This is a genomic window from Flavobacterium sp. CG_9.1, assembly GCF_015751645.1.
Taxonomy (GTDB): domain Bacteria; phylum Bacteroidota; class Bacteroidia; order Flavobacteriales; family Flavobacteriaceae; genus Flavobacterium; species Flavobacterium xanthum.
The window spans coordinates 1-23517 of record NZ_JADOVC010000017.1; the positions used below are offsets into that span (position 1 = coordinate 1).

Below are 23517 nucleotides of genomic sequence, written 5' to 3' on the forward strand. Positions count from 1 at the left end.
AATCCGCCCATAAGGGACTTACACCCTCTGGAAAAATACACGCTGTAAGTTTTGTTTTCTAATTCGACAATTTGTATTTTCGAATTTTTATTCAAACTTACAGCGTGTGTCCTGCTCATGCAGGGCACACTCAGCGGTTTTGATATAGTGGGGTTTTAGTGGAATTATCGTTCCGCATCAAGTTTTCGTTAAGCCGAAAAATTAGCGATTACGATTTCCCCACCATCTCAAAACCACGAGACGTTACAGGCAAGTTTAGCCAAAAAACCGCATAAAAAATACATCTATTTAAAATGAAAAAAATTATTGTCACTTTACTAATACTAAACTTTAATTTAACTTTTTCACAAGATTACTTTGAAGGTAAAAACCTGTATTGTAAATCCGAAAATCCCGAAGCAATGAAGCTTTTTAATTTAGGTATTGAAACTTTATATTTAAATAAATCTTTAGACCCGAAATATCTCAAAATAACTTCAAATATTTTCTTTAAAGCATATAAAACCGATTCGACATTTTGTGATGCAATTTTTTTTACAGGATATACTTTGAGATTATTGAAAGACAAAAAAGCTATAGCTTGTTATATAATGGCTGACAGTATATCAAAAAAAACTTTAGAATTTAAAATTAATTTAGCATCCGAAGGATTAAGGCTAGGTGAAGAAAGATCATTAAAAATTGCACGAAAAAAATATAATGAAATAATAACTTTATTTCCCGAAAATCCAGAAGGTTATTATGGCTTCGCGTTAACATCTCCAATTTTCGGAGATGCAGAGAAAGGACTGGAAAACATAAATATCGCAATTGGAAAATACAAATTATTAAATCCAAAAATAAAAGACCAAGTAATATTTTTAAAAGGCATTTTATTATCTCAAAACAAGAAATATAGTGAGGGTCTAGAATATTTAGAAAAAAGCTATTCAACTTATAAAAAAGATGAAAACTTTAAAATACATTATTCATTATGTTTGCTCAAAGTTTCTGAAATTAAAAATGACGAAAAAATGAAACAAAAGGCGATTAAGTTCTATGACCAAATAGAGAATAAAGACCAAATTGCAGAAGAGATTAAATCCTTGCTGAAATTTTAAAAAATAATAAACGAAAAAATATAATACTTTATTTTTGCTATAAAAAAGGTAGGAATTGTGGTTGAATTTGAACTTTCGACTAAAAAAAACCAGCCTGTAACAGCTGTTTTGATATAGTGGGGTTTTAGTGGAATTACGGTTTCGTATCACTTTTTATACAAAGTAGAAAATTATCATTTACGAATTCCCACCATCTCAAAGCAGCGGGACGTTATGTGACACCTTATCAGAACTCATGAGAAAATACGCATTTTTATTAATACTTTTTACCATTTGTGTTCATTCACAAAATAAATTTATTTTGGTTAATGAGTCAATAAAGAAACAGAAACTTGAAGAAATTTCTTTGGTCAAAAATGAGAAAAAGTATCGTGGACGAAATACTTTGTGGTTTGAATGTGACAACAAACAGAATTTAGAATATTTAGACAAAGATTCTGACGAAAATTATGTCAAGTTTGATGAACTTGGAGTAATTAAAAGCTCAATCATTGTGATTCAAAAAACAGAATATAATTCAGAAAAATATATTTTACTTGAAACTAAAACTTGCATACAATTAATACTTGAAGGTTTTCCGTTAAGAATTGAACACTCAGAAAAATATGTGGTGTTTAATAATCCTGGAACTGACGAAGCATATAAAATTCAAATTCTGGAATTTAAAAATGACTTTTTTGAAATTAAACATACGATTTCATTTCCAAAAGAAATTTTACCAAAAGGAATTTTGAAGGTTGACAATAAAGAATTGTTCATAATAGACGTAGAAAATAGAATATGGAAAACAACTATGGAATAAAGGCGTCACATAACAGCTAGGGTTTCGTTGCGTTCGAAGAACGAACAATGAACCCGCGGTTGAACGGAACCGATTACATGCCGTCAACACTATGGGGTTATCGTAAAATTATTTGGAGGATTTCAAGAGGATTTGGAGTCCTCTTTTTTTTTGCCGTATTGTAAGAGCAATTTTTATAGTGATTTCATTCACATTTATCCATAAAATCCCTTACCCACAAAATTAGCTTTCATAGGAATTAGAACTGTGGCTACCGCCAAGATACCAAGCAGGCGGACCACGCTGGTCGAAAACCGCTATTCGGTGTAAATTACCCGTTTTGCAACAAGGACATTTGGGCAAAAAAGGTTTCTTCTCTGCTTTTTCTAGTACTTTTACTTTCAATTTCTCTTGCAAAAGTTTGAGCTTTTGACGTTTCCAAGTACTGCTCAAAAAACCGTAATGCCGTATTTTTACACCCGAGCCCAAAGGGCGAACTGACGAAGTAAACCGTTTGGGCAGAATATGCAACGCAAACCGTCGGATAAATTCGGAGTGCGTCAGTGTCATTTGTTTTTTGAACCCGTTTTGCCTGTAATCCTTGTACGCAAAAGTCACGTTTTGATGGTCAATACTTTGGATGCGGTTGTTGCTAATGGCGATTTTATGGGTATATCTTCCCAGATATTCCACCACTGATTTTGGACTTCCAAAAGGCTTTTTGGAAAAAACCACCTAAAAATAGGGAACTGGCAAGAACTCGCTCTGTCTGGCTATTGTCCACTTATATAAGCACAGCGGAAAAGCTAGGGCCGCAAAAAATTATTTTTTATAATTTGTTTAAAATGTTGTTAAAAAGAGTAAACAAACCATATTATTGTTTACCTTTGAGTATCTTAATTTAATTTAAACTTAAAATATTGACTATGAAATTAGTAAAAACAATTAGTGCATTTGTATTATTAGGAGTAATCACTACTTCTTGTGGAGAAAAAAAACAAGCAGAATCAACAGACATGACTGATTCAACAGCAGTAGCAATGGACACTACAGTTGTAGTGGAAACACCAAACATTGTAGGAGTAGCCTCTGGAAATGCAGATTTCTCAACACTTGTAGCAGCTGTAAAAGCAGCAGGTTTAGTTGAAACATTAAGTAGTGAAGGTCCTTTCACTGTTTTTGCACCAAACAACGCTGCATTTGATAAACTTCCTGCAGGAACTGTAGATGGTTTATTGAAACCAGAAAGTCTTGATAAACTGAAAGCAGTTTTGACGTACCACGTAGTATCAGGTAAATTTGACGCTGCAACAGTAATTGATGCCATTAACAAAAACAACGGAAAATACACTGTTACCACCGTTCAAGGAGGTACAATCGTTTTAAGTTTGAAAGACGGTAAAGTAATGTTAACAGATGCCAATGGCGGAATGGCAACAGTTGTTCTTGCTGATGTAGCTGCTTCAAATGGAGTAATTCATGCAATCGATACTGTAGTGATGCCTAAATAAGGTTTAAAACTTTTATTTTATAAACCGTTGTACCAATACAGCGGTTTTTTTTTGCAAAATTACTACCAATTCCCTTTGCTATTTCTATAATAAACGACTTCTTAGGCTATCTTTGGACTTCCATATCCCAACATTTGAAAAAAAATATACTTAACTGTGCGGGTAATAATTGGCAAACCGCGGGCTCTCCCTTTATTACTTGCATCTACCCTATTTTAAAAACATTTCTTTTTTGAATAAAGAAAAATGCTACCTTCTATTTCAAACTAACAAATTGAAAAAAATAATGTAGATACCCATCATTAAGAATATTATTTAAATGACTCAATACATTTGATTTAAAACACCTACCATGAAATTTTCTTCTTTTCTAATTCTTATTTCAGTATTGCTTTTGAATTGTCAAAACAAAGACAAGCTTGCGCCAAAAGCACCAATTAAAAAAAAGGCAGACACTTTGCACATTGTTGAAGAAAGCAACCAAAAGACAACCGATAGTGTGACCGCTATACAAACGCAAAAGACTCACCAACTCATTCTAACGTCAAATGCTTTACAAGTAATAAATACAAAGACAGGTTCCACATCGGAAATTCCTTTTGGCAAACCCTTTGATGAAATGAAAGAGATCGTGTCTAGAATTTTACAATCAAAACCAATATCCGAAGGAATTAATGCGGAATGTGGCGCTGGACCGCTAAAAATGGCATCTTGGAATAATGGATTGACGCTAGTGTTTCAGAAAAAAGGGGCACAATCAGTAGAATCAGAAAGCCCCTGGGAATTTGCGGGTTGGTATGTAAGCCTCAACCCACGAAATACAACAAAGAGTACTACCATGGCAGGAATCGGTATTGGATCTACGAGAGGCGAAATGGAAAGCGCTTATGTGATTATCGTGAAGAAATCCAGTTTGGGATATGAATTCTCAACGACTTCTGGCCTATATGGAATTTTTGACGGCATGGGAAAACAAGCAAAAATCACAACTATGTGGAACGGCGTTAGTTGTAATTTTAGATAAGGTAAAAAAAAGTCGTCAAACTATTTCAGCTACAAAAATAAAATTCAGAAAAATCAGCTAAAGCAATAGGTTTAAATTGAAACTTTTCTTTTTTTGTTGATTTTCAGTGCTGTCGTTTAAAACAATCACATGGATTGATGCCCCAAATAAAATTTTTTTGACCAAACCATTCGCAGGCAAAGCCAGAGCTGCGGTAGAATTTAGATAAAAATTATAAGCTCCACATTAAAATCACCTCTTAAAATCAATACCTAAAATTGAGAATTAAATATAGAAAAGGGGCGCAAAATTAATCCAGACAAATCGAAAGTTCCTGTTTTAGATTTGTAGTCTAAAAAATAACTATTGTATATAGCTTCCGTTTTGATTTTGTGCGATTAGCTATTTTTTTCTCTTCTAAAGTAAAAAAAGTGTAAAAATTCCATTTTAATTTCCCCATATCCTATTTTTGAAAATATCAACGGTTTGTTTTATATGTTGGTTTATAACCAAAAGGATGACGATAACTAACATGGCATACCCTACGACGGTAAAGATTTCCATATTAGACAATAAAACCGATTGTTTGGCCACGGAACTTGCGATTTTTTTTAACGCTAATTGACCCGCATTATCCTCCGTATACCCTTTAGAAATAAAACTTTCAGTTGCTTGTGAAATACGCATTTGAGTTACCGCACTTTCAGGTGTTACAGATTGTATTAACTTTGAATAATGAGTGTGTTGCAGATAAACACCTGCATTTTGAATAAATGCAAACCCCATCATACTTCCCCAAAAACGTCCCGCTACGCCTACAATTCCAGCAAACGGAGCAAAAGGAGTGGGTACCGCAGAGACAGTAAATAAGACTAACGGCACAAAAATAACTCCAACAGCCACTCCTTGTAAAACATAAGGAATTGCGATATCAGACAAGGTAGCATCGGGGACAAAAAGAAAAGTAAACCACAAATGAAAAACAGCAAAAAGTGAAAATCCTATTATAAATATAAAACGTATGCTCAGTGCCTTTGCTAAAAACAGTCCCGCTAAAAACATTCCTATTACATTCCCAAATACATTTAAATATTGCACATGCGCCACTCTTGAAGGTTCCCAATTCCAAATTACAAACATTGTACTGTGACAAATATTCAAAGTCGATCGGGCGATATAAAAAAATACCGAAAGGACTAATCCGGTTCGTAAATTAGCATAGCGAAATACATTGAGATCAAAGGTAGGTCGCTTGAGCATCATTTGTCGAAAAATAAATAAACCTCCCGTGATTAATGAAAGAACTAATGCTGAAATTATTTGGTGGGAATCGAACCAATATTTCTTTTCTCCATAAACAAAGAAAAATGCTCCTGATAAAATGGCCGTGAGTAAAAGAATAGAACTTGCCCAATCTACTTGATATAAAGGAATTTTTCTATGAAAACGATGTCCTTCAAAAGTTATCATAATTAAAGCCACACACATCACTTGAAATAATGCCGAACCATACGCCATATATTTCCAATCATAATTTTCCAGCAGCCACACCGCAATATTCATGATGAAAGGTGAGGCTAGCATCAACGCACCATAATTAACAGTAAAGCCAATAATCACTGCATTTTTAGATTTGAACCTTGAAATTAAGAAATGTCGCAGCGGCACCACAGGCAAGCCCATCAAAATACCTTCGGCTACTCTTAAGATGATAAACAGTGCGTAATTTTCAATGTAAGCCGTTAAAATAAAGGTTAATGCTGCCAAACTGTAAATGACTATAAAATACTTTTTAGTTGGAAAAAATTGAAATAGACGGGTTTCAATTAGAATCGTAGTCAAAAAAGTTCCATAAGTCACACACATCGAAAACTGTAAATCTTCAATTTCTACATCTAGAAAACTGGCTGAATACGTCAAATTAGAAGTGTAAACGCCTAGCAAAACCATCGAGTGTGTCAAACAGATAAACAAAATCGCGATGCTAGCCCAGTTGGGTACCCAGGATTTAAAAATGCTTTTATTTGACATTGGTTATTGGTGTTCTGCTACAACTATAACATTCATTCCTGCTCGAAGGAAAGCCGTTTGAGCGGCTGGTTCTTGTAGTCTGATTCTAACAGGAATACGTTGTTCGATTTTAATAAAATTTCCAGTGGCATTGTCGGGCGGTAAAAGCGAGAAACGCGCGCCACTAGCGGGCGATATTGATTCAATAATTCCGATGAATTTTCGTCCGCTAATCGCATCAGCTTGTAGCGTTACCTCTTGACCCATAGACAAGTATTGTATTTGGGTTTCCTTAAAATTAGCCGTAATCCATTTTTCCTTGCTCACAATAGAGACTAAAACTTGTCCTTCTTTTAGTAGTTGTCCGGGCTGAATCATTTTTTTTCCCACCCAGCCATCATAAGGAGCCGTAATCACGGTATAAGAAAGAAACAATGCAGCGTTATCCGCAACGGCTTGTTTAGCTGCAATTACAGTCTGAGCCGTTGGGATTTTAGCAGATGCTTCGGAAGTATTTAACGCTGCTGATTGAATGGTATTGACAATTTCTTGGTACTGGGCTTGAGCCGATTGATAATCGGCTTTAACTTTTTCGACTTGTTGATTCGTGGTTGCTTCCTGTTTTAATAAAGATTGATAGCGGTTGTATTCCAGTTTTGTTTGCCAAACTTTACTTTTTGCAGCCTCGAGTTGCGATCGTCTTACCAGAATAGCATTAGAAGTGGTCGCAACATTTTTTTCTATCACATTGACATTGGCTTTAGCATTTTCAACCTCGGCCAAAGCACTATTTAAATGCGATTTATATTCCCTATTGTCTAGTATAATTATCGTGTCTCCCTGGTGTACAAACTGATTTTCATTGTATCGAACTTCCTGAACATAACCCGTTATTCGAGTCAAAATAGGTGTTACATATTGTTCTACCTGAGCATCATTTGTTTCTTCGTGATTTCTATTAAAAAAATAAAACCAAATCCCTAGAACAATTCCCATGACCACTAAAACAGTTGCAATCACTGTAATCAGTTTACTAAATGATTTGTGGGCTCTTGATGAATTTTCTATTTTTATCATATTCGCTGAGAACTAAAATTATATAAAAACTTGAATTATTTTTTGGAAAGAATTCCCGCTGTATGAAGCAATTCGTATTGTTTCATCAACGCATCGATTCTGGTAGCTATTCTATTAAACTTGGCCTGAAGCAAGGCATTATCAGCATCCACCATTTCAGTAATTAAAACAAGTTGGTTGAGGTATTTTACTTTAACAATGCGATAATTCTCTTGGGCTAAATCCAGTGCCTTCTTGGTTACCACCAATTGATCGCTTATTTCCTGATATTGGGTGTGCTGCCTAAATACTTTATCAGTCATCTCATTTTTAACTATTTCGGATTCATTTTGCTGCAATTCTAATTGTAAGTTAGCCACTTGAACCTGCACCTTATTTTTGTACAAAGCTGACAAATCATACGTAGCTTCCACGCCTATTTGGCCAATGGTATATAAAAAAGGCATGTCTAATCGAAACGCCATGTAATTAGGGTACCGTAAATTGTAATTTCCAAAAAATCCAATTTTAGGCAGATACTTTGCTTTGACCATTTTTAGCTCTGTCTTTTTGACCGCTACTTCCCCACTCGCCATTTTCATTTCCTCATTTTGCATAGTCTTCTTAAAATAGAAATCATAATCCTCCATCGTGTCCCTATCAAATAGGCCTGTTGTATCTATTTCTATATTGGATTCCTCCGGCAATTGCAATACTGTTTTCAACTCTTGAAGTGCAATCGTGCAATTTTTATTGTTCGTCAAAGCAGTCAATTCCCGATCTGAAAGTTGCAATTCGGCACGCAAGACTTCATTTTTTGTCACTGTTCCAAACGCTTTAAATGCTTTTACCTCTTTTAATCGCTCTTGCTCTTCTTTAATGCTTTCATCAATAATTTTTTGAAGTTCCATCATTTTGTAAATACCCAAAAAAGTAGCCACAACCTCTAAACGCACATCATTCTTTGCCTTCTCTACGTTGATTTCTGCAATTTCACTTTGTAGTTTTGATTTTTTTATCGCATTGTTGATGCCATTTGCCTCATAAATAGGCATGCGGAAGTTTGAAACGGCATCGTAAATCAAATTACCTGGCAGTGGCGCAATCGTTTCTTTTTGGCTAAAAAAACCACCACGATACTGCGTTAAATCTGACAATCGCGAATACATGGCATTAAAATGAACTTCAGGTAAACGAAGATTTTTAGCAGTTCTAATTTCTGTCTCCGTAATCTTTCTTTGGATTTGGGCTTTTCGAATGGTCTTGTTATTTTCGTTGGCAATTCGCATCGCTTCAGGTAAAGTGAGTGCAACGGATTGTTGGGCTTGTACTGCCATTGCGTATGGAAACAAGAGTAATGTTAACAATACACTTTTTAAAAAATTAATCTTAGGTTGCTCTGGTGTAACCTGCTTTTTAAGAAACATAATAAAGATAAAAGAATAGTACACAAAGGTCTTTAATTTTATTGATGCTGTAAAAACATCAAAAGTCAAATATGTATTCATATCGGACAAAATTAAAAAGGAAGGTAATTCTGAACATGAGCTTATCCTTTTTTCAGTATTTCGACACCATTTAAATAATCAGAAGGGCGCTGTCCCAATATTTTGAAAAAAGTATTGCTGAACGTGGGAACACTGTTGTATCCAACAGTCCGCGCCACTTCACTTATGGAAAGTTTTTTTTCAAGTAATAATTCTATTGCTTTCAAAATTCGTCGGATCGTAAAATATTGAATAAAAGACATACCCAAATCTTTCTGAAACAAACGGTATAACGATCGCTCGCTAAAACCAAAGCGACTGGCCAGGTCCGAAAACAAAATCGTATCTCCCCAGTTTTTTTCTAAATAGTCAATAATCTTTAGCAACCGCATGTCTTTTGGAGAGGGTAAGGACAAAGGCAATTTAGTCCGGCAAATTTCTGGTAAAATAGCTTTTATAGCATTGGCAATGATAAAATTTCGACTTCCTTTTTTCAGGTTTCCGTTCCATCGATTCGTGAAAAGCATCATTTGCAACAAAAGATCATTAACAGGATAAATTCCTTCTGTTTCATAAAAAGATTCTTCATCCTTTTCAATAGGAAAATACAAATTTCGCATCATCACTTTTTCAGAGCTGGGATGAATGCTGTGTGCTACACCACCTGGAATCCATATAAAATGGCGAGCTGGAAGGAAATAAGTTCTCGTTTCGGTGGTGACGTAGACAATACCACCTTCGGAATAGAGCATTTGAGCTTTATCATGCTTGTGAGTTGGAATCAATAATTCCCCCATTAAATCATGATGGCAATAAATACTTTTTTTATCGGTATCTACTTCTTTAATGTAATATTTCTCTGTGGAAACTGCTATTAAATTCATTGTGGCTTATCTGAATATGTTTTTGGCGTATTAGGATACAAAACCAATGCGTAATTGTATTAAAATTGTATGGCAAATAAATCAAATTAAAAATAATTGATTTAATCTTTATTAAAACATCAATTTTCCGTTAATTTTATTAGTAAAAAACCAATTATGCAATCGGATAGAATCAAATTTCAAAGTTACAAAGACAAAGTTATTACAGCGCAGGAAGCAGCTCTTTTTTTCAAAGACAAAATGACCGTTGGAACTAGTGGTTTTACGAAAGCTGGCGATAGTAAAGCTGTTTTACCTGCTTTTGCAGAAAGAGCAAAATTTGAAAATATTGCAATCACTTTGATTACCGGTGCCTCTTTAGGACAAACTACCGACACTGATTTAGCCAATAATAATGCTTTGTATAAAAGAATGCCTTTCCAGTCCGATGCTGCTTTGCGAAAAAAAATAAACGATGGCGAAATACTTTATATTGACCAACATTTAAGTGAAACGGCTGAAATGTTAGAAAATAAACACCTGCCAAAAATTGATATTGCGGTAATTGAAGCCACTTATATTGATGAAAATGGAAATATTATTCCCACGACTTCTGTTGGTAACTCGCCTACATTTGTTCATTTAGCAGATAAAATTATAATTGAAATAAACACTTCTATTCCACTGGGATTCAAAGGAATTCATGATGTTTACATTTCTGAAAATTATCCAAACAGACAAATTCTCAATGTGACGGCTTCAAACGATAGAATTGGTCAGGACTATATTACCATTGATTCTAAAAAAGTAGTGGGAATTGTTTTTACAGAAATTCTAGACAGTCCGGCTCAGCCTACGGAAATAGATGTAAAAACTGCCGCTATTGCGGGGCATCTTTTAGGTTTTTTAGAAAATGAAATTACAGCAGGGCGCTTAACCAATTCGTTGATGCCACTTCAGGCTGGAATTGGAAAAGTAGCCAATGCTGTTATGTCTGGATTTGCGAAAAGTAGTTTTGAGAATTTAGTGATGTATTCCGAAGTTTTGCAAGACAGCACCTTTGAACTTATAGATAGCGGAAAAATGAATTTCGCTTCGGCTTCTTCTATTACTGTTTCAGAAAATTGTTATAAAAAAATACTGGCTAATTTTGATTTTTATAAAGATAAGATGCTACTTCGTCCGCAAACCATAAGTAATTCGGCTGAGGTCATCAGAAGATTAGGCGTTATTGCAATCAACACAGCGATAGAATTTGATATTTACGGCAATGTAAATTCAACGCACATTGCTGGAACCAAGATGATGAACGGCATTGGCGGGTCAGGTGATTTTGCTCGAAATGCCTATCTGAGTATTTTTGTAACCCAATCCTCCTCTAAAGAAGGAAATGCTGTTTCTCATGTTTTACCAATGGTTTCCCATGTAGATCATACGGAACATGATGTCGATGTTTTGATCACGGAGCAAGGAGTCGCTGATTTGAGAGGTCTGGCGCCAAGAGAACGCGCCAAAGTAATTATCGAAAATTGTGTTCATCCCGAGTACAAAGAAGAATTATCGGATTATTTTAATCGTTCCAAACTTCGCGGTGGTCACACACCACATCTTCTGGAAGAAGCTTTTAAATTTCATTTGCGATTCTTAGAAACTGGTTCCATGAAAAAAATGCTATAATCATTTATCATTAACCCAATTGAACCTTTCATGCTAATAGAAGATGCAGTGCCGAAAATTGCCTGTCGTTTTCCCTTAACAAAAATTCTTAAAGAAGACAAAGTATACTATTCGCTATTTAACCTTGCTGATTGCAATCCAAAAGACCGTTTATAATTATATTTTTTTAGAAGAAACAACAGTTTTACAGACTCCGTTTGATTTTAACGTTCTACTAAAGGGTAAAAGAATTGATTTAGTTGGTTTTCGTTCCACATATATTGCGTAGTTTTGACCATAGCACTTTGTCTTTCTGCTGCTCTATTTAAATGCAAAAGAGACCTAATAAAAAAACTTAAAAAAAACAATAATGACATCTTTTAGCAAAGAATTATCCTTTCGTTGGTCTGACTTAGACCCTAATTTTCATGTACGCCACAGTGCTTATTATGACTTTGGTGCACAACATCGTATTGAAATTCTAGAAGGTTTAGGCCTAACGATGAAAGTTTTACAAGCGCAGCATTTTGGTCCAATTCTATTTAGAGAAGAATGTATTTTTAGAAAAGAAATAAAACTTTCTGATAAAATCATAATGCGTACCAAAATTTCTAAAATGAAACCCGATGCTTCACGCTGGTCTATTGTGCATGAGTTCTTGAATGAAGAGGATAAACTTTGCGCCATAATAACTGTTGATGGGGCTTGGATGGATACAAAATTGCGAAAAATTGCTCAACCTACACCTGAAATTGCTATTGAAGCCATCAGTCTTTTTCCTAAAAGTGAAGATTTTATCAGTCTTTAATAAATTGAAGAATCCAATCCTATTTGTTTTATCATTTCTACATAATTAAGGTTTAAAAAAGAGTAATCAACTAATTCTAAAAAATCATGAGAACAAGAAGCTACTCCGTCACTTATAGAATTATGCATTGGTCCATTGCATTTTGTTTCATGGCAATGCTTTTTACTATATTTTTAAGACTTACGTGGATGAACAAAAACAATGTCGCACTAATCATTCAAGATTATTTAGCGACTACAAATCAATCTTTATCACAAGACCAGATCCTTACACTTGCCAAAAAAATAAGAAAACCTATGTGGGATTGGCATATTTATATTGGATACGCTTTGGTAGGTTTGTACAGCATCCGAATTTTGCTTCCGTTTTTTGGACAGATGAAGTTCTCTAATCCTTTTAGTCGTGGCCTTACGGTACAGGAAAAATTCCAATATTACATTTATGCCATTTTTTATGTCTGTGTAGCCATTTCTCTAACGACAGGTTTAATTATCGTTTTAGGTCCAAAAAATTTAAAAGAGCCAATGGAACAAATACACGTACTTTCGATTTACTATTTGTTGACCTTTATCGTTCTTCACTTAGGAGGTGTTTTCTTATCAGAGTTTACGACACAGAATGGATTAATTTCGAGAATGATCAGTGGGTCAAAAAAGGAAAAGTAAACTAGGATGGAGTAAAAATATTTGTTTCCCCATGCATCCGTTTCTTTTTATACTTTTATAATTATGTTATACATTAGCTACTAATCCATAAAAAAACCAATAATGAAATTATCAAAACTATTCCCAGCATTGCTATTGATTTTGATCTTTAGCAGTTTTAATTCATTATTTACGGATACAAAAAGCGCACTATCTAAAGCGTCAGCTGAGGAATATTACCAAATTAAAACGTATATTTTTAAAACCGAACAACAAGAACAAACTACTGACCTGTACTTAAAGGAGGCGTATTTACCCGGTTTAAAAAAACTAGGAATTAAAGATATAGGTGTTTTTAAACCTATATCTAACCGCACGGATACACTAAAAAAAATTATCGTGATAATCCCTTTTTCTACTTTAGAAGGATTTCTAACGCTAGACAAAAAACTAGCAAAAGACAAAAGGTACTTGCTTGCAGGTGCTCCCTATTTGAATGCAACGCACAAGCAGCCGCCTTACCTGAGAATAGAATCCGTTTTACTAAAAGCTTTTTCAGATCATCCGTTACTAAAAAAACCAATATTGAATAGCATAAGAAACAATCGTGTTTATGAATTAAGAAGTTACGAATCAGCAACTGAAACCATTTACGCCAACAAAGTAGACATGTTTAATGGTGGTGGAGAAATAAAACTGTTTGACAAACTCGGATTTAATGCTGTCTTTTATGGCGAAGTCATCTCCGGTGCCAAAATGCCTAACCTAATGTACCTGACTACTTTTGCCGATAAGGCGAGTCGCGAAGCACATTGGAACTTTTTTTCAGAAGCACCAGAATGGAAAGAAATGTCCTCCCTCCCAAAATATCAAAATAATGTATCGCACATGGATATCACGTTTATGTATCCTACTGACTATTCTGATTATTAATTCTAAAATACAAGTACTATCTGTGTTACTATGTTCATCATAATCTACCCAACACTTCTAGGAGACTGTGCCGTTTTTAAGGCACCATATTTTAAAATCACGGAAAACTAGCGCATAAATTCGATTGGTTCCACTAAACAACGATTGAATACAACCATCGTACTTTTTTTAAGAAGACCATCATAACAGCTCTCTTAAGTACCCCTTCAGCAAGAATAGCCGTAATTTGCTGGAACACTATTTAAGTAGGTGTTTACCTTAAACGTTATCTGTTGAAAAATAGCCTTTTTGAAACTCATTAGTGAAAATTAAAACTATTGTTTACATTCCTTTTATCACCAATTCAAAGTTAAATCGGCTCCATTATCCTTTTTAATCGCTATAAATAAGGATTAGATTGGTTCGTGTACCATCTTATAAATTTCAGTATCTTTAGTACCAATTTAAGCTATGGAAACTTTCAATACAATACTAAAACTGGGAGCTGGCGTGGGTTTATTCCTATTCGCTATTTACCTTGTTGAGGAATCCCTAAAGAACCTCTCTGGAAGAAGTTTCAAACTATTTTTGCAACGGATTACAAAAAACAATATTGGCGCTGTAGTGGGTGGTACCATTGTAACCGGTATTCTCCAGAGCAGTTCTATGGTTTCTTTAATGGTTTTAGCTTTTGTTGGCGCTGGTGTTTTTACAATGAAAAATGCGATGTCCATTATCTTGGGCGCAAATTTAGGAACAACAATTGCCAGTTGGTTAGTGGCCACACTCGGCTTTAAAACCAATATTGAAGTCATTGCTTATCCAGCCGTTTGCTTAGGCGGTTTTCTACTGATCCTATTAGGAAACCGAAAAAAAATAAAATACGTTTCTTATTTTCTTTTGGGATTTGGATTGATGTTCATCGGACTTTCCTTTATGAAATCAGCGATGGAATCACAAGTTCAGCACTTTGATTTTTCGCATTATGCTTCCATGCCATTACTTGTTTTTCTGATTATTGGTTTTTTAATTACACTGATTGTACAATCAAGCTCCGTGACCATGGCACTGACATTAAGTGCATTAAACGCTGGAGCAATTGGATTTCCTATGGCAGCTGCTATAGTTTTAGGCGGAGAAACTGGCACAATTATTAAAATATTAGTAAGTGCCATTGGTGGCAATGCTTCCAAAAAAAGGGTAGCTCTGGGCAATTTATTTTTCAATATTTTCATTACTGCCATTGCATTTATCTTATTAAAACCCATTCTATTACTAATTACTGACGTTATAAAAATTAAAGATCCGTTGATTGGTTTGGTTACCTTTTCTAGTCTGATCAATTTATTAGCCATCGTGCTGTTTCTTCCAGTATTAGATTCATTTACTAAATTTTTAGAGCGTTTTTTCAAAAATACGGATGGCAATACTGCGGCTTTTATAGGCCATGCTTCCATTGAGGAACCGGAATCGGCACTGGATTTATTTCGTCTAGAAGCCAACTACTTTATACACAACTCAATACTTTTCAATCTGGAATTATTTAAAATCAATAACTTCGATTTTCACAAACAAAGTGATTTTACAGCAATTAATGAAAAACGGAACTATAATTCGAAAACAAGTGAAGAAAAATATGAGTTTCTGAAACAGCTCCAAGGTGAGTTACAGGCGTTCCATCTAAAATTAAGAGCAAAGTTGAACAGTGAACAAAGTTCAGAACTCAACCAATTAATATCAGCCGTACGAAGTGCTATGCATGCCGTCAAAAGTGTAAAAGATATTCATAGTAATATTACAAATCTGAGCCACTCTTCAAAAGATATCAAATACCAGTTTTTTATGCACAACAAAAAAGAAACTGAAAGCCTCTATTTAAAATTAAATGGACTCTTATTCAAAGAAAAACAGTCTAGTTTTGACGAACTTGTATCTTTATTTAATAGCATTCAAAAAAACTACACCTCGGCGCTTAATACCTTTTACACAGATGTGCAACTTACTACAATTGAAAGTATCGATATAACGACAGTCATTAATTTTAATAGGGAACTTTTTACCGCCAACAAAGCGATTTTAATGGCTGTGAAAGACCTTTTATTGGAGGAGAAAGTAGCGGAACATTTTAATGAAATTCCCATTTATAAGACCTAAAGAACATTTATTTCAATGTAAATAGACTCGATAATTTTACAACTTTATTCGTAAACTATATAAGCTTTTTAACAATCAATTTTTGACCTTTATAGGCTATTGCGTTTGGGATTGAAATTGCAATTCTGATTTAAATTTGCTATTTTTAGCCAAAAATTTACCTCGTTTGAAAAAATATTTAAAGAAAAGTTTAAAAATTTTCCTTTGGATAATAGGATCTGTAATTCTATTATTCTTAGCAGTGGTTATTGTCATTCAAATCCCCTCTGTTCAAAATTATGCTAAAAGCAAAGCGGTAGCCTACCTGGAAGGAAAAATAAAAACCAAAGTGACCATTGACCGATTAGAAATTGGTCTGCCTAAAAAAGTGATTTTGGAAGGCGTTTATTTTCAAGATCAAAAAAAAGACACTCTTTTTGCTGGAGAAAAGTTGGCTGTTGACATTAGTTTATTTCAATTAATGAACAATAAAGTCGAAATTAATTCTGTTCACTTAATAGGTATTTCTGCTAATTTAAGCAGAGATTCTAAGGCTATTTTTAATTTTGATTACATTATCAAAGCATTCGCTTCACCAGAAAAGCAAAAAAGTAATTCGCCACCCATGCAATTTTCTGTCGAAGAAATCAAGCTGGATCGCGTTCAATTTAAATACAAGGATGTCACCACAAACACAACGATTTATGCTAATCTAAATCATTTTGAAACAAGAATCAAAACCTTCGATCTGGACAAAATGAGCTTTGAAATTCCAAAAGCTAAAATCAATGGTTTGAAATTCAAACTAAAAAAAGGCATAGCGCAACCCTCCATTTCCACATTAGAAGCTACGATAAAAAATGAGCCAGAATCCATTTTAAATTTAAAACTTGGAGAAATGGATTTAGCCAAAATAGATTTTGATTATGAAAATGAAGTCACAAAATTAGCTACTACTTTTTATTTAAAAAAGCTTCTTGCTAAAATTGACAAAATGGATCTCAATAATAAATTTGCTATTATTGAAAGTCTCAATCTTACCGGCGTAGAAGGTGCACTAACTCTTGGTAAATCAGATAAAGTAAATACTACTCAAGAATCTAATGACACACAATCTACGAATTGGCAAGTCAAAGTAAATTCAACGGAGTTCAAACGTGTTAATTTTCGCTACGATAATAATAATGTCGCACCATCACAAAAAGGGATCGATTACAACCATTTAAATCTTACCAATTTAAACTTGCAAGTGGATGCGTTGAATTACAATCCGGAAAACATTTCTGGAACGGCTAATTCCCTTTCTGTAAAAGACAAAAGTGGCTTGAACATTCAATCTTTTACTGCTGACTTTTTCTACGGAAAAAAGAATGCTTTCTTTAAAAAATTATATTTAAAAACACCGCAAACAGAATTAAAAGATGAAATCCGAATTGGCTATCCATCCCTTGCATCTTTAGCCAAAAATCCTGGGGAATTAGGATTAATAGCTAATTTTAAGAAAAGTAAAGTTGGAGTCAAAGACATTTTACTTTTTGCCCCTACTTTAAACAATACAAATCCATTTAGCAGTAATCCTAATGCTATTTTGCTAATCAATGGAACCGTAAAAGGGAAAATAAAAAACATGCAATTCCCATCCATTGCTATTAGCGGCATTGGAAATACAAAAGTAGCAGCCAGCGGAAGCATTGTTGGTTTGCCAGATATCAACAAAACGTATTTTGACCTGAACGTAAAAGATTTACAATCGGGTGCCACAGATTTTGTTGGCTTTTTACCTAAAGGAACAATTCCAAATTCTATTCAGCTCCCATCACAATTCAGCGCTAAAGGAACTTTTAAAGGAACGATTACCGATTTTAATACCAACATGAATTTGATTAGTAGCTTTGGTAATGCAAAAATCAAAGGAACATTCGATCAAACTAGGAAAAATTATGAGAAATATAATGTCCAAGCTGAACTGACTAATTTTGATTTAGGTAAGTTTATCAAAAATGATTCCATTGGAAAAGTAACTTTAAAGACCAACATTAAGGGAACTGGTTTTGATCCAAAAACAGCAGTAGCCTCCTTAAACGGAAGTATTCAAAAAGCATACTACAATAAATATACTTACAAAAATATAAATGTAAAAGGAGCTATTGCCAAAGGAAACTTTAACGCAATTGCTTCCGCTAAAGATCCTAATCTGACTTTTGATGTCGTGAGTAGCGGTAGTTTTAGAGACAAGTATCCTTCTGGAAAATTAAAATTAAATGTGGATATTGCAGATTTGGAAAAGTTAAATTTACATGCAGGACCATTAAAAATAAGAGGTATTGTTGATGCTGACATTCAATCGGCAAATTTAGATTACCTAAATGGAACAATCAATGCACATAGCATTTCGGTTATCAATGCCAAAGATCAATTTGTTATAGATTCTATTACAGTGGTAGCCACATCAACAACTGAGAAAAACACATTATCCATAAAAGCTCCTTTTTTAGATGCTGAAGTTAATGGAAAATATAAGGGTTCGAAAATTGTTGATGCCGTATCCAATTCTGTTGCAAAATATTATGATAGCAGCCCGAATTCAAAAAAAATAGCAGTTGAAAACCAACAATTTGCTTTTGCAATTAACATAAAAGATAGCCCGATTATAATAAAAATGATTCCTGATTTGAAAAGTCTAGAACCTATTACTGTAACCGGAAAATACAATTCTGTAAATGATTCTATTGTTTTAAATGGTAGTATTCCAAAACTAATTTACGCAGAAAACACCATTACAAATGCCGTTTTAAAAATCGATACACAAGACAAAGCGCTGGTTTATAACTTTGTTATAGACGACATCCAAAACAAACAAATTCAGTTGCCACACACCAGTATTACCGGTAAAGTGGAAATCAACCGCGTGGATTACACCTTGCAATTAAAAGATGCTAAGGACGTGGAACGATATTTAATTTCGGGAACATTAAAGAGCATAAACGGAAATAACGAAATAAATCTGGATCCAACTAATTTGTTGCTGAACTACGAATCATGGAATATAGCAGAAGACAATTTGGTGCGTTTTGGCAAAAAAGGAATTTATGTAGGTGAATTTGAGTTGAGTAAAGAGGAAAGTAAGCTTCGGATTGAATCCGAATCGACTACCCAAAATGCTCCAATAGCAATTGCTTTTAACGATTTTGAAATTAAAACTATCACGAGTTTTGTTGAGAAAAAAGATTTACAACTTAGCGGTAAGATCAATGGAAATGCATTGGTAAAAAATATAAATACCACCCCTCTTTTTACCTCAGACTTAAACATTGAAAATTTTACTTTCAAAAAAGATACTGTGGGCGACATAAGCATCAAAGTCAATAATAGCATTGCAAACCAATATGATGCCCTAATTGCAATCACAGGGCAAGGAAATCAAGTTGCTCTAGAAGGATTTTACAAAACGGATCAGAGTAGTTTTGATATGAGTCTGGATATTGAAAAACTAAATTTGAAAAGTATTCAAGGCTTCACTTTGGATAACATAACCGAAAGCACTGGTTTTTTGAACGGGAATTTCAAAATTACAGGAAATACCTCCCAACCAAAAGTTGTTGGGGAATTACAATTTAATGCTATCGGTTTCAAAGCGACACAACTTAATGCACAATTCAAATCTATAAATGATAAAATAATCTTTACCAACGATGCTATTATTTTTAATAATTTTATTATCAAGGATGAGCTGGAAAATGACTTAGCCATCAACGGTAAAATTAATAGTACCAATTTTAGGAATTTTGGTTTTGATTTAACCGTTGATGCCGAAAATTTTAAAGCCGTTAATTCCAAAGCTAAGGACAATGATCTGTATTATGGTGAATTGTATTTAGACAACCATTTAGAAGTATCTGGGAATTTTGAAAATCCTATTGTAGAGGGCAATATCAAAATAAATAAAGACACTAAATTTACTGTTGTATTGCCACAATCAGATCCATCAATAGCCGATAGAGAAGGTATTGTAGAATTTATAGACCAAGATAAACCTCAACTAGTTGAAACCATTGCTTTAGATGAACTGAACAGTGAAATGGATATAAAGGGAATCAACGCCTCAGTAAATATTGAAATAGATAAAGATGCTGAATTATCGCTGGTTATCGATAAAGCCAATGGGGATTTCCTTAAATTAAAAGGAGAAGCACAGTTGAACGGTGGAATTGATCCCTCAGGAAAAACAACACTAACCGGCAGATACGAGCTATCTGAAGGAAGTTACGAAATGAATTTTAACGCAATCAAAAGAAAATTCGACATAAAAAAAGGAAGTTATATTCTCTGGACTGGAGAACCTACAATGGCCGATATAAATATCACGGCAATTTATAAAACAGAAGCTGCTCCAATCGATTTAATCAACGATCAACTAGGATCGGTTACTGCCGAGATAAGAAATACGTATAAGCAAAAAATTCCTTTTGAAACCAATCTTAAAATGACAGGGGAATTAATGAAACCAACTATTTCCTTTGACATTATTCTGCCGGAAGGGAATAACAGTGTTTCAACAGAAATTATTAATTCGACACAGGCTAAATTGACGCAATTACGTCAACAACCTGATGAAATGAACAAACAGGTTTTTGCCTTACTCCTGCTGAATCGCTTTATAGGTGAAAATCCATTTGCAAGTGAAACTGGAGGAACCAATGTTTCAACCATAGCCAGAGAAAGTGCTAGTAAAATTTTGTCACAGCAACTCAATAACTTGGCGAGTAATCTAATTGAAGGCGTCGAACTTAATTTTGATCTAAATACTTCGAATGATTATACCACTGGGCAGCAGCAAAACAAGACTGATTTGAATGTTGGAATATCTAAGAAATTATTAAATGACCGTTTAAAAGTAACTGTTGGAAGCAGTTTTGGCATTGAAGGACCGCAACAAGTCAACCAGAATGCAAGTAATATTGCAGGAGATGTTTCGCTAGATTATCAACTCTCAAAAGATGGAAGGTATAAAATAAGAGTGTACCGTGTGAACAAGTATCAAGTAGCACTTCAAGGTGAAGTAGTTGAAACTGGCATCGCCTTTGTTATTACTTTGGACTATAATAAATTTAAAGAGTTATTTGCAAAAAGTGAAGCAAAAAAAGCGACTATAAAAGCAAAACAAGAATCAAAAAATAAGTCAGATGAATAAGAGCTCTTTACTATATTTTCTATTATTAGCCGTGCTCGCTTCATCGTGCAGCAACACTCGGTTTTTACCGGAAGGAGAATTGTTGTACACTGGCGCAAAAGTAAAAGTGGAAGGAAAGCAAACTACTAAAAAGGAAAACAAAGTATTAAAAAGCCAGTTAAAGGCTATTGTTAGGCCCAAACCCAACAGTGTTTTTCTAGGATTGCGACCTAAATTGTACCTGTACAATTTGGCTGGAAAGCCAAAGAAAGAAAAAGGATGGCGCTATTGGTTGAGGAACAAAGTGGGCGAAGCTTCTGTTTTATACAGCCAAGTAGATTTAGAATACAACAAAAGTGTTTTGCAAAATTTCTCTGAAAACAGTGGGTTTTTCAATGCTAAAACAGCGGCAGATTCCACACGAAAAGGCAAAAAAGTAAGTGCAGAATATCTTGTAAACCCTGCAAAACAATACAAAATCAAAGAAGTAAAATTTCCGCTAGATTCTTCAGTAATCGCAAAAGAAATAAGAAATACCAGACGCCGAAGTCTATTAAAAAAAGAGGAAGGATACAGCCTTGAGCGGATAAAAGAGGAAAGGGTTCGTATTGATGCTAGACTAAAAGAAGAAGGTTATTTTTACTTCAACCCCGATTATCTGAAAGTTCAAGTTGATAGTACTGTCGCTGATCATCAGGTTGATCTTATCGTAAAAATTAAGGACGAAGCACCTAAACTAGCAGAAACTCCCTATAGAATTAATAAAATTATCGTCTATCCTAATTACACAATTGGCAATGATAGTTTAAAAATTGATAGGGACTCTACCCAAAAATACAACGATCTCACCATCATAGATCCTGAAAATTTATTCAAACCCCGAATTTTTGATCGGGCTTTGTACTTCAAAAAAAATGATTTGTACAACCGAACTGATCATAATTTATCGTTGAATCGCTTAGTGAATTTAGGAACATTCAAATTTGTAAAAAACCAGTTCAGAGTTTCAGATACTATTGGCAATTACTTAGATGTCTACTACTATCTTACTCCCTTACCCAAGAAATCCCTGCGACTAGAACTATTGGCTAAAACCAATTCAGCAAATTACACGGGAACGGAACTGAGTTTAAACTGGAGCAACCGAAATACCTTCAGAGGTGCAGAATTGTTGACTATTTCTGCTTTTGGCGGGGTTGAAGTACAAGTTTCCGGACAAAATAATGGGTTTAATGTATACCGTTTTGGAACGGAGGCGAATTTGGTTTGGCCAAGATTAGTAGCTCCTTTTAAGCTTAATTCTCCCAGTGGTTTTGTACCAAAAACGAAAGCAACATTAGGGTATGAATTCCAAAACAGAACCAAATTGTATTCTTTACAAACCTTCAAAGGATCTTTCGGCTATTTGTGGAAAGAAAATGAACGAAAAGAACATTTGTTTAATATTACGGAGATTACCTACGCCAGTCCACAAAACGTTACTCCCTTGTATCAAGAGCAAATTTTGGCAAATGAATCGTTAGGAAAAGTGATTGAAAAACAATTAATCTTTGGGCCAACCTACTCTTATACGTACACCAACACCTTGCAAAAAAGGAAGAAAAACACCTTCTATTACAAAGGCACAATCGATTTAGCTGGAAATGTAGCTGGATTAGTTACAGGAGCAAATAGTAAAAAAGGGGATACAATTAAAATTTTTGATGTTCCTTTTAGCCAGTTTGTAAAAATAGAAAATGATTTTAGACATTATTATAAACTAGGACCTGATTCCCAACTGGCCAGCCGAATCATTGTAGGTGCCGGATTTGCCTATGGAAATTCAGGAGAAATGCCTTTTATAAAACAATTTTTTATAGGCGGAACTAATAGTTTACGAGCTTTTAGAGCCCGTTCTATTGGACCTGGAAGCTTTGATGGCGCCTCGGCAAATACCAGTACTTTTTTACCCGATCAATCCGGTGATTTAAAATTGGAATTTAATACGGAGTACCGAGCCAAAATTTACGGATTAGTAAAAGGTGCTTTATTTTTAGATGCGGGAAACTTTTGGTTATTGAATGAAAATTCAGAGAAACCAGGAGCCAAATTTTCGAAAAAATTCATGAATGAAATAGCCGTTGGAGCTGGAGCTGGGTTGCGTTTTGATTTTTCATTTCTAATTCTTCGAACAGATCTTGCCTTCCCATTACGAAAACCATATTTAGCTGACGGTGACCGTTGGGTTTTGGATAAAATTGATTTTGGAAGTGGTCCATGGCGCAGAGAAAATTTAGTTTTTAATTTGGCTATTGGATATCCATTTTAGTATTAATACAAAGGAATTAGTTGGTACTATATACCACTATCAATAGATTTTGTTTAGCTTTTTTAAGACATAGCA

Annotated in this window: 16 protein-coding genes and 1 pseudogene; 11 read left to right on the plus strand and 6 right to left on the minus strand. The window is 34.4% G+C overall.

The window, feature by feature from the left end; genetic code table 11:
• Nucleotides 1-293: 293 nt before the first annotated feature.
• Both IWX83_RS10335 and IWX83_RS10340 read left to right on the plus strand, forming a co-directional pair.
• Complete coding sequence (locus IWX83_RS10335) at nucleotides 294-1100, plus strand: hypothetical protein (RefSeq protein WP_196829519.1); 807 nt, start codon at nucleotides 294-296, stop codon at nucleotides 1098-1100.
• A gap of 235 nt (nucleotides 1101-1335) precedes the next feature.
• The gene (locus IWX83_RS10340) at nucleotides 1336-1902 is read left to right on the plus strand and encodes a hypothetical protein (RefSeq protein ID WP_196829521.1); all 567 of its coding nucleotides are present in this window, start codon (nucleotides 1336-1338) and stop codon (nucleotides 1900-1902) included.
• 222 nt (nucleotides 1903-2124) lie between these two features.
• Here IWX83_RS10340 and IWX83_RS10345 read toward each other — a convergent pair.
• Nucleotides 2125-2616 (minus strand): annotated as a pseudogene (locus IWX83_RS10345) (transposase); the annotation flags it as partial.
• A 191-nt stretch (nucleotides 2617-2807) separates the two neighbouring features.
• On the opposite strand from IWX83_RS10345, the gene IWX83_RS10350 reads away from it, so the two are divergent.
• Both IWX83_RS10350 and IWX83_RS10355 read left to right on the plus strand, forming a co-directional pair.
• A complete protein-coding gene (locus tag IWX83_RS10350) occupies nucleotides 2808-3392 on the plus strand; it encodes a fasciclin domain-containing protein (RefSeq protein WP_196829523.1) in 585 nt (194 codons plus the stop codon).
• 352 nt (nucleotides 3393-3744) lie between these two features.
• Nucleotides 3745-4416 (plus strand): hypothetical protein, encoded by a 672-nt coding sequence (locus tag IWX83_RS10355; RefSeq protein ID WP_196829525.1) that lies wholly within the window; start codon nucleotides 3745-3747, stop codon nucleotides 4414-4416.
• A gap of 426 nt (nucleotides 4417-4842) precedes the next feature.
• Here IWX83_RS10355 and IWX83_RS10360 read toward each other — a convergent pair whose 3' ends face one another.
• Genes IWX83_RS10360 through IWX83_RS10375 form a run of 4 tightly spaced genes read right to left on the minus strand, consistent with a single transcriptional unit; the run spans nucleotide 4843 to nucleotide 9832 of the window.
• Nucleotides 4843-6426, minus strand: coding sequence for an MFS transporter (locus IWX83_RS10360; protein ID WP_196829527.1), 1584 nt, complete (start codon nucleotides 6424-6426; stop codon nucleotides 4843-4845).
• 3 nt (nucleotides 6427-6429) lie between these two features.
• Complete coding sequence (locus IWX83_RS10365; RefSeq protein WP_196829529.1) at nucleotides 6430-7482, minus strand: HlyD family secretion protein; 1053 nt, start codon at nucleotides 7480-7482, stop codon at nucleotides 6430-6432.
• Between the two features lie 35 nt (nucleotides 7483-7517).
• Entirely contained in the window at nucleotides 7518-8969 is a 1452-nt protein-coding gene (locus tag IWX83_RS10370; protein WP_231379934.1) for a TolC family protein, read from the minus strand.
• Nucleotides 8970-9010: 41 nt separating this feature from the next.
• A complete protein-coding gene (locus tag IWX83_RS10375) occupies nucleotides 9011-9832 on the minus strand; it encodes an AraC family transcriptional regulator (protein ID WP_196829532.1) in 822 nt (273 codons plus the stop codon).
• A 156-nt stretch (nucleotides 9833-9988) separates the two neighbouring features.
• Here IWX83_RS10375 and IWX83_RS10380 point away from each other — a divergent pair, with 156 nt between their 5' ends.
• The gene (locus tag IWX83_RS10380) at nucleotides 9989-11488 is read left to right on the plus strand and encodes a succinate CoA transferase (protein WP_196829534.1); all 1500 of its coding nucleotides are present in this window, start codon (nucleotides 9989-9991) and stop codon (nucleotides 11486-11488) included.
• A gap of 349 nt (nucleotides 11489-11837) precedes the next feature.
• Nucleotides 11838-12275 carry a thioesterase family protein gene (locus tag IWX83_RS10385; protein WP_073353067.1) on the plus strand — a complete coding sequence of 146 codons (438 nt, stop codon included), beginning with the start codon at nucleotides 11838-11840 and terminating at the stop codon, nucleotides 12273-12275.
• Here the strand turns inward: IWX83_RS10385 and IWX83_RS17405 are convergent.
• Nucleotides 12272-12403 (minus strand): hypothetical protein, encoded by a 132-nt coding sequence (locus IWX83_RS17405; RefSeq protein WP_255546487.1) that lies wholly within the window; start codon nucleotides 12401-12403, stop codon nucleotides 12272-12274. The genes IWX83_RS10385 and IWX83_RS17405 overlap by 4 nt on opposite strands.
• On the opposite strand from IWX83_RS17405, the gene IWX83_RS10390 reads away from it, so the two are divergent.
• From IWX83_RS10390 to IWX83_RS10410, 5 genes are all read left to right on the plus strand, one after another.
• Nucleotides 12398-12940, plus strand: coding sequence for a cytochrome b/b6 domain-containing protein (locus IWX83_RS10390; protein ID WP_231379940.1), 543 nt, complete (start codon nucleotides 12398-12400; stop codon nucleotides 12938-12940). The two genes, IWX83_RS17405 and IWX83_RS10390, sit on opposite strands and share 6 nt — an antisense overlap.
• A 102-nt stretch (nucleotides 12941-13042) precedes the next feature.
• Nucleotides 13043-13852 carry an NIPSNAP family protein gene (locus IWX83_RS10395; RefSeq protein WP_196829538.1) on the plus strand — a complete coding sequence of 270 codons (810 nt, stop codon included), beginning with the start codon at nucleotides 13043-13045 and terminating at the stop codon, nucleotides 13850-13852.
• A gap of 450 nt (nucleotides 13853-14302) precedes the next feature.
• A complete protein-coding gene (locus tag IWX83_RS10400; RefSeq protein WP_196829540.1) occupies nucleotides 14303-15985 on the plus strand; it encodes a Na/Pi cotransporter family protein in 1683 nt (560 codons plus the stop codon).
• A gap of 166 nt (nucleotides 15986-16151) precedes the next feature.
• Entirely contained in the window at nucleotides 16152-21155 is a 5004-nt protein-coding gene (locus IWX83_RS10405; RefSeq protein WP_196829542.1) for a translocation/assembly module TamB, read from the plus strand.
• Entirely contained in the window at nucleotides 21148-23442 is a 2295-nt protein-coding gene (locus IWX83_RS10410; protein WP_196829544.1) for a BamA/TamA family outer membrane protein, read from the plus strand. The genes IWX83_RS10405 and IWX83_RS10410 overlap by 8 nt, the downstream gene beginning before the upstream one ends.
• Nucleotides 23443-23517 lie beyond the last annotated feature (75 nt).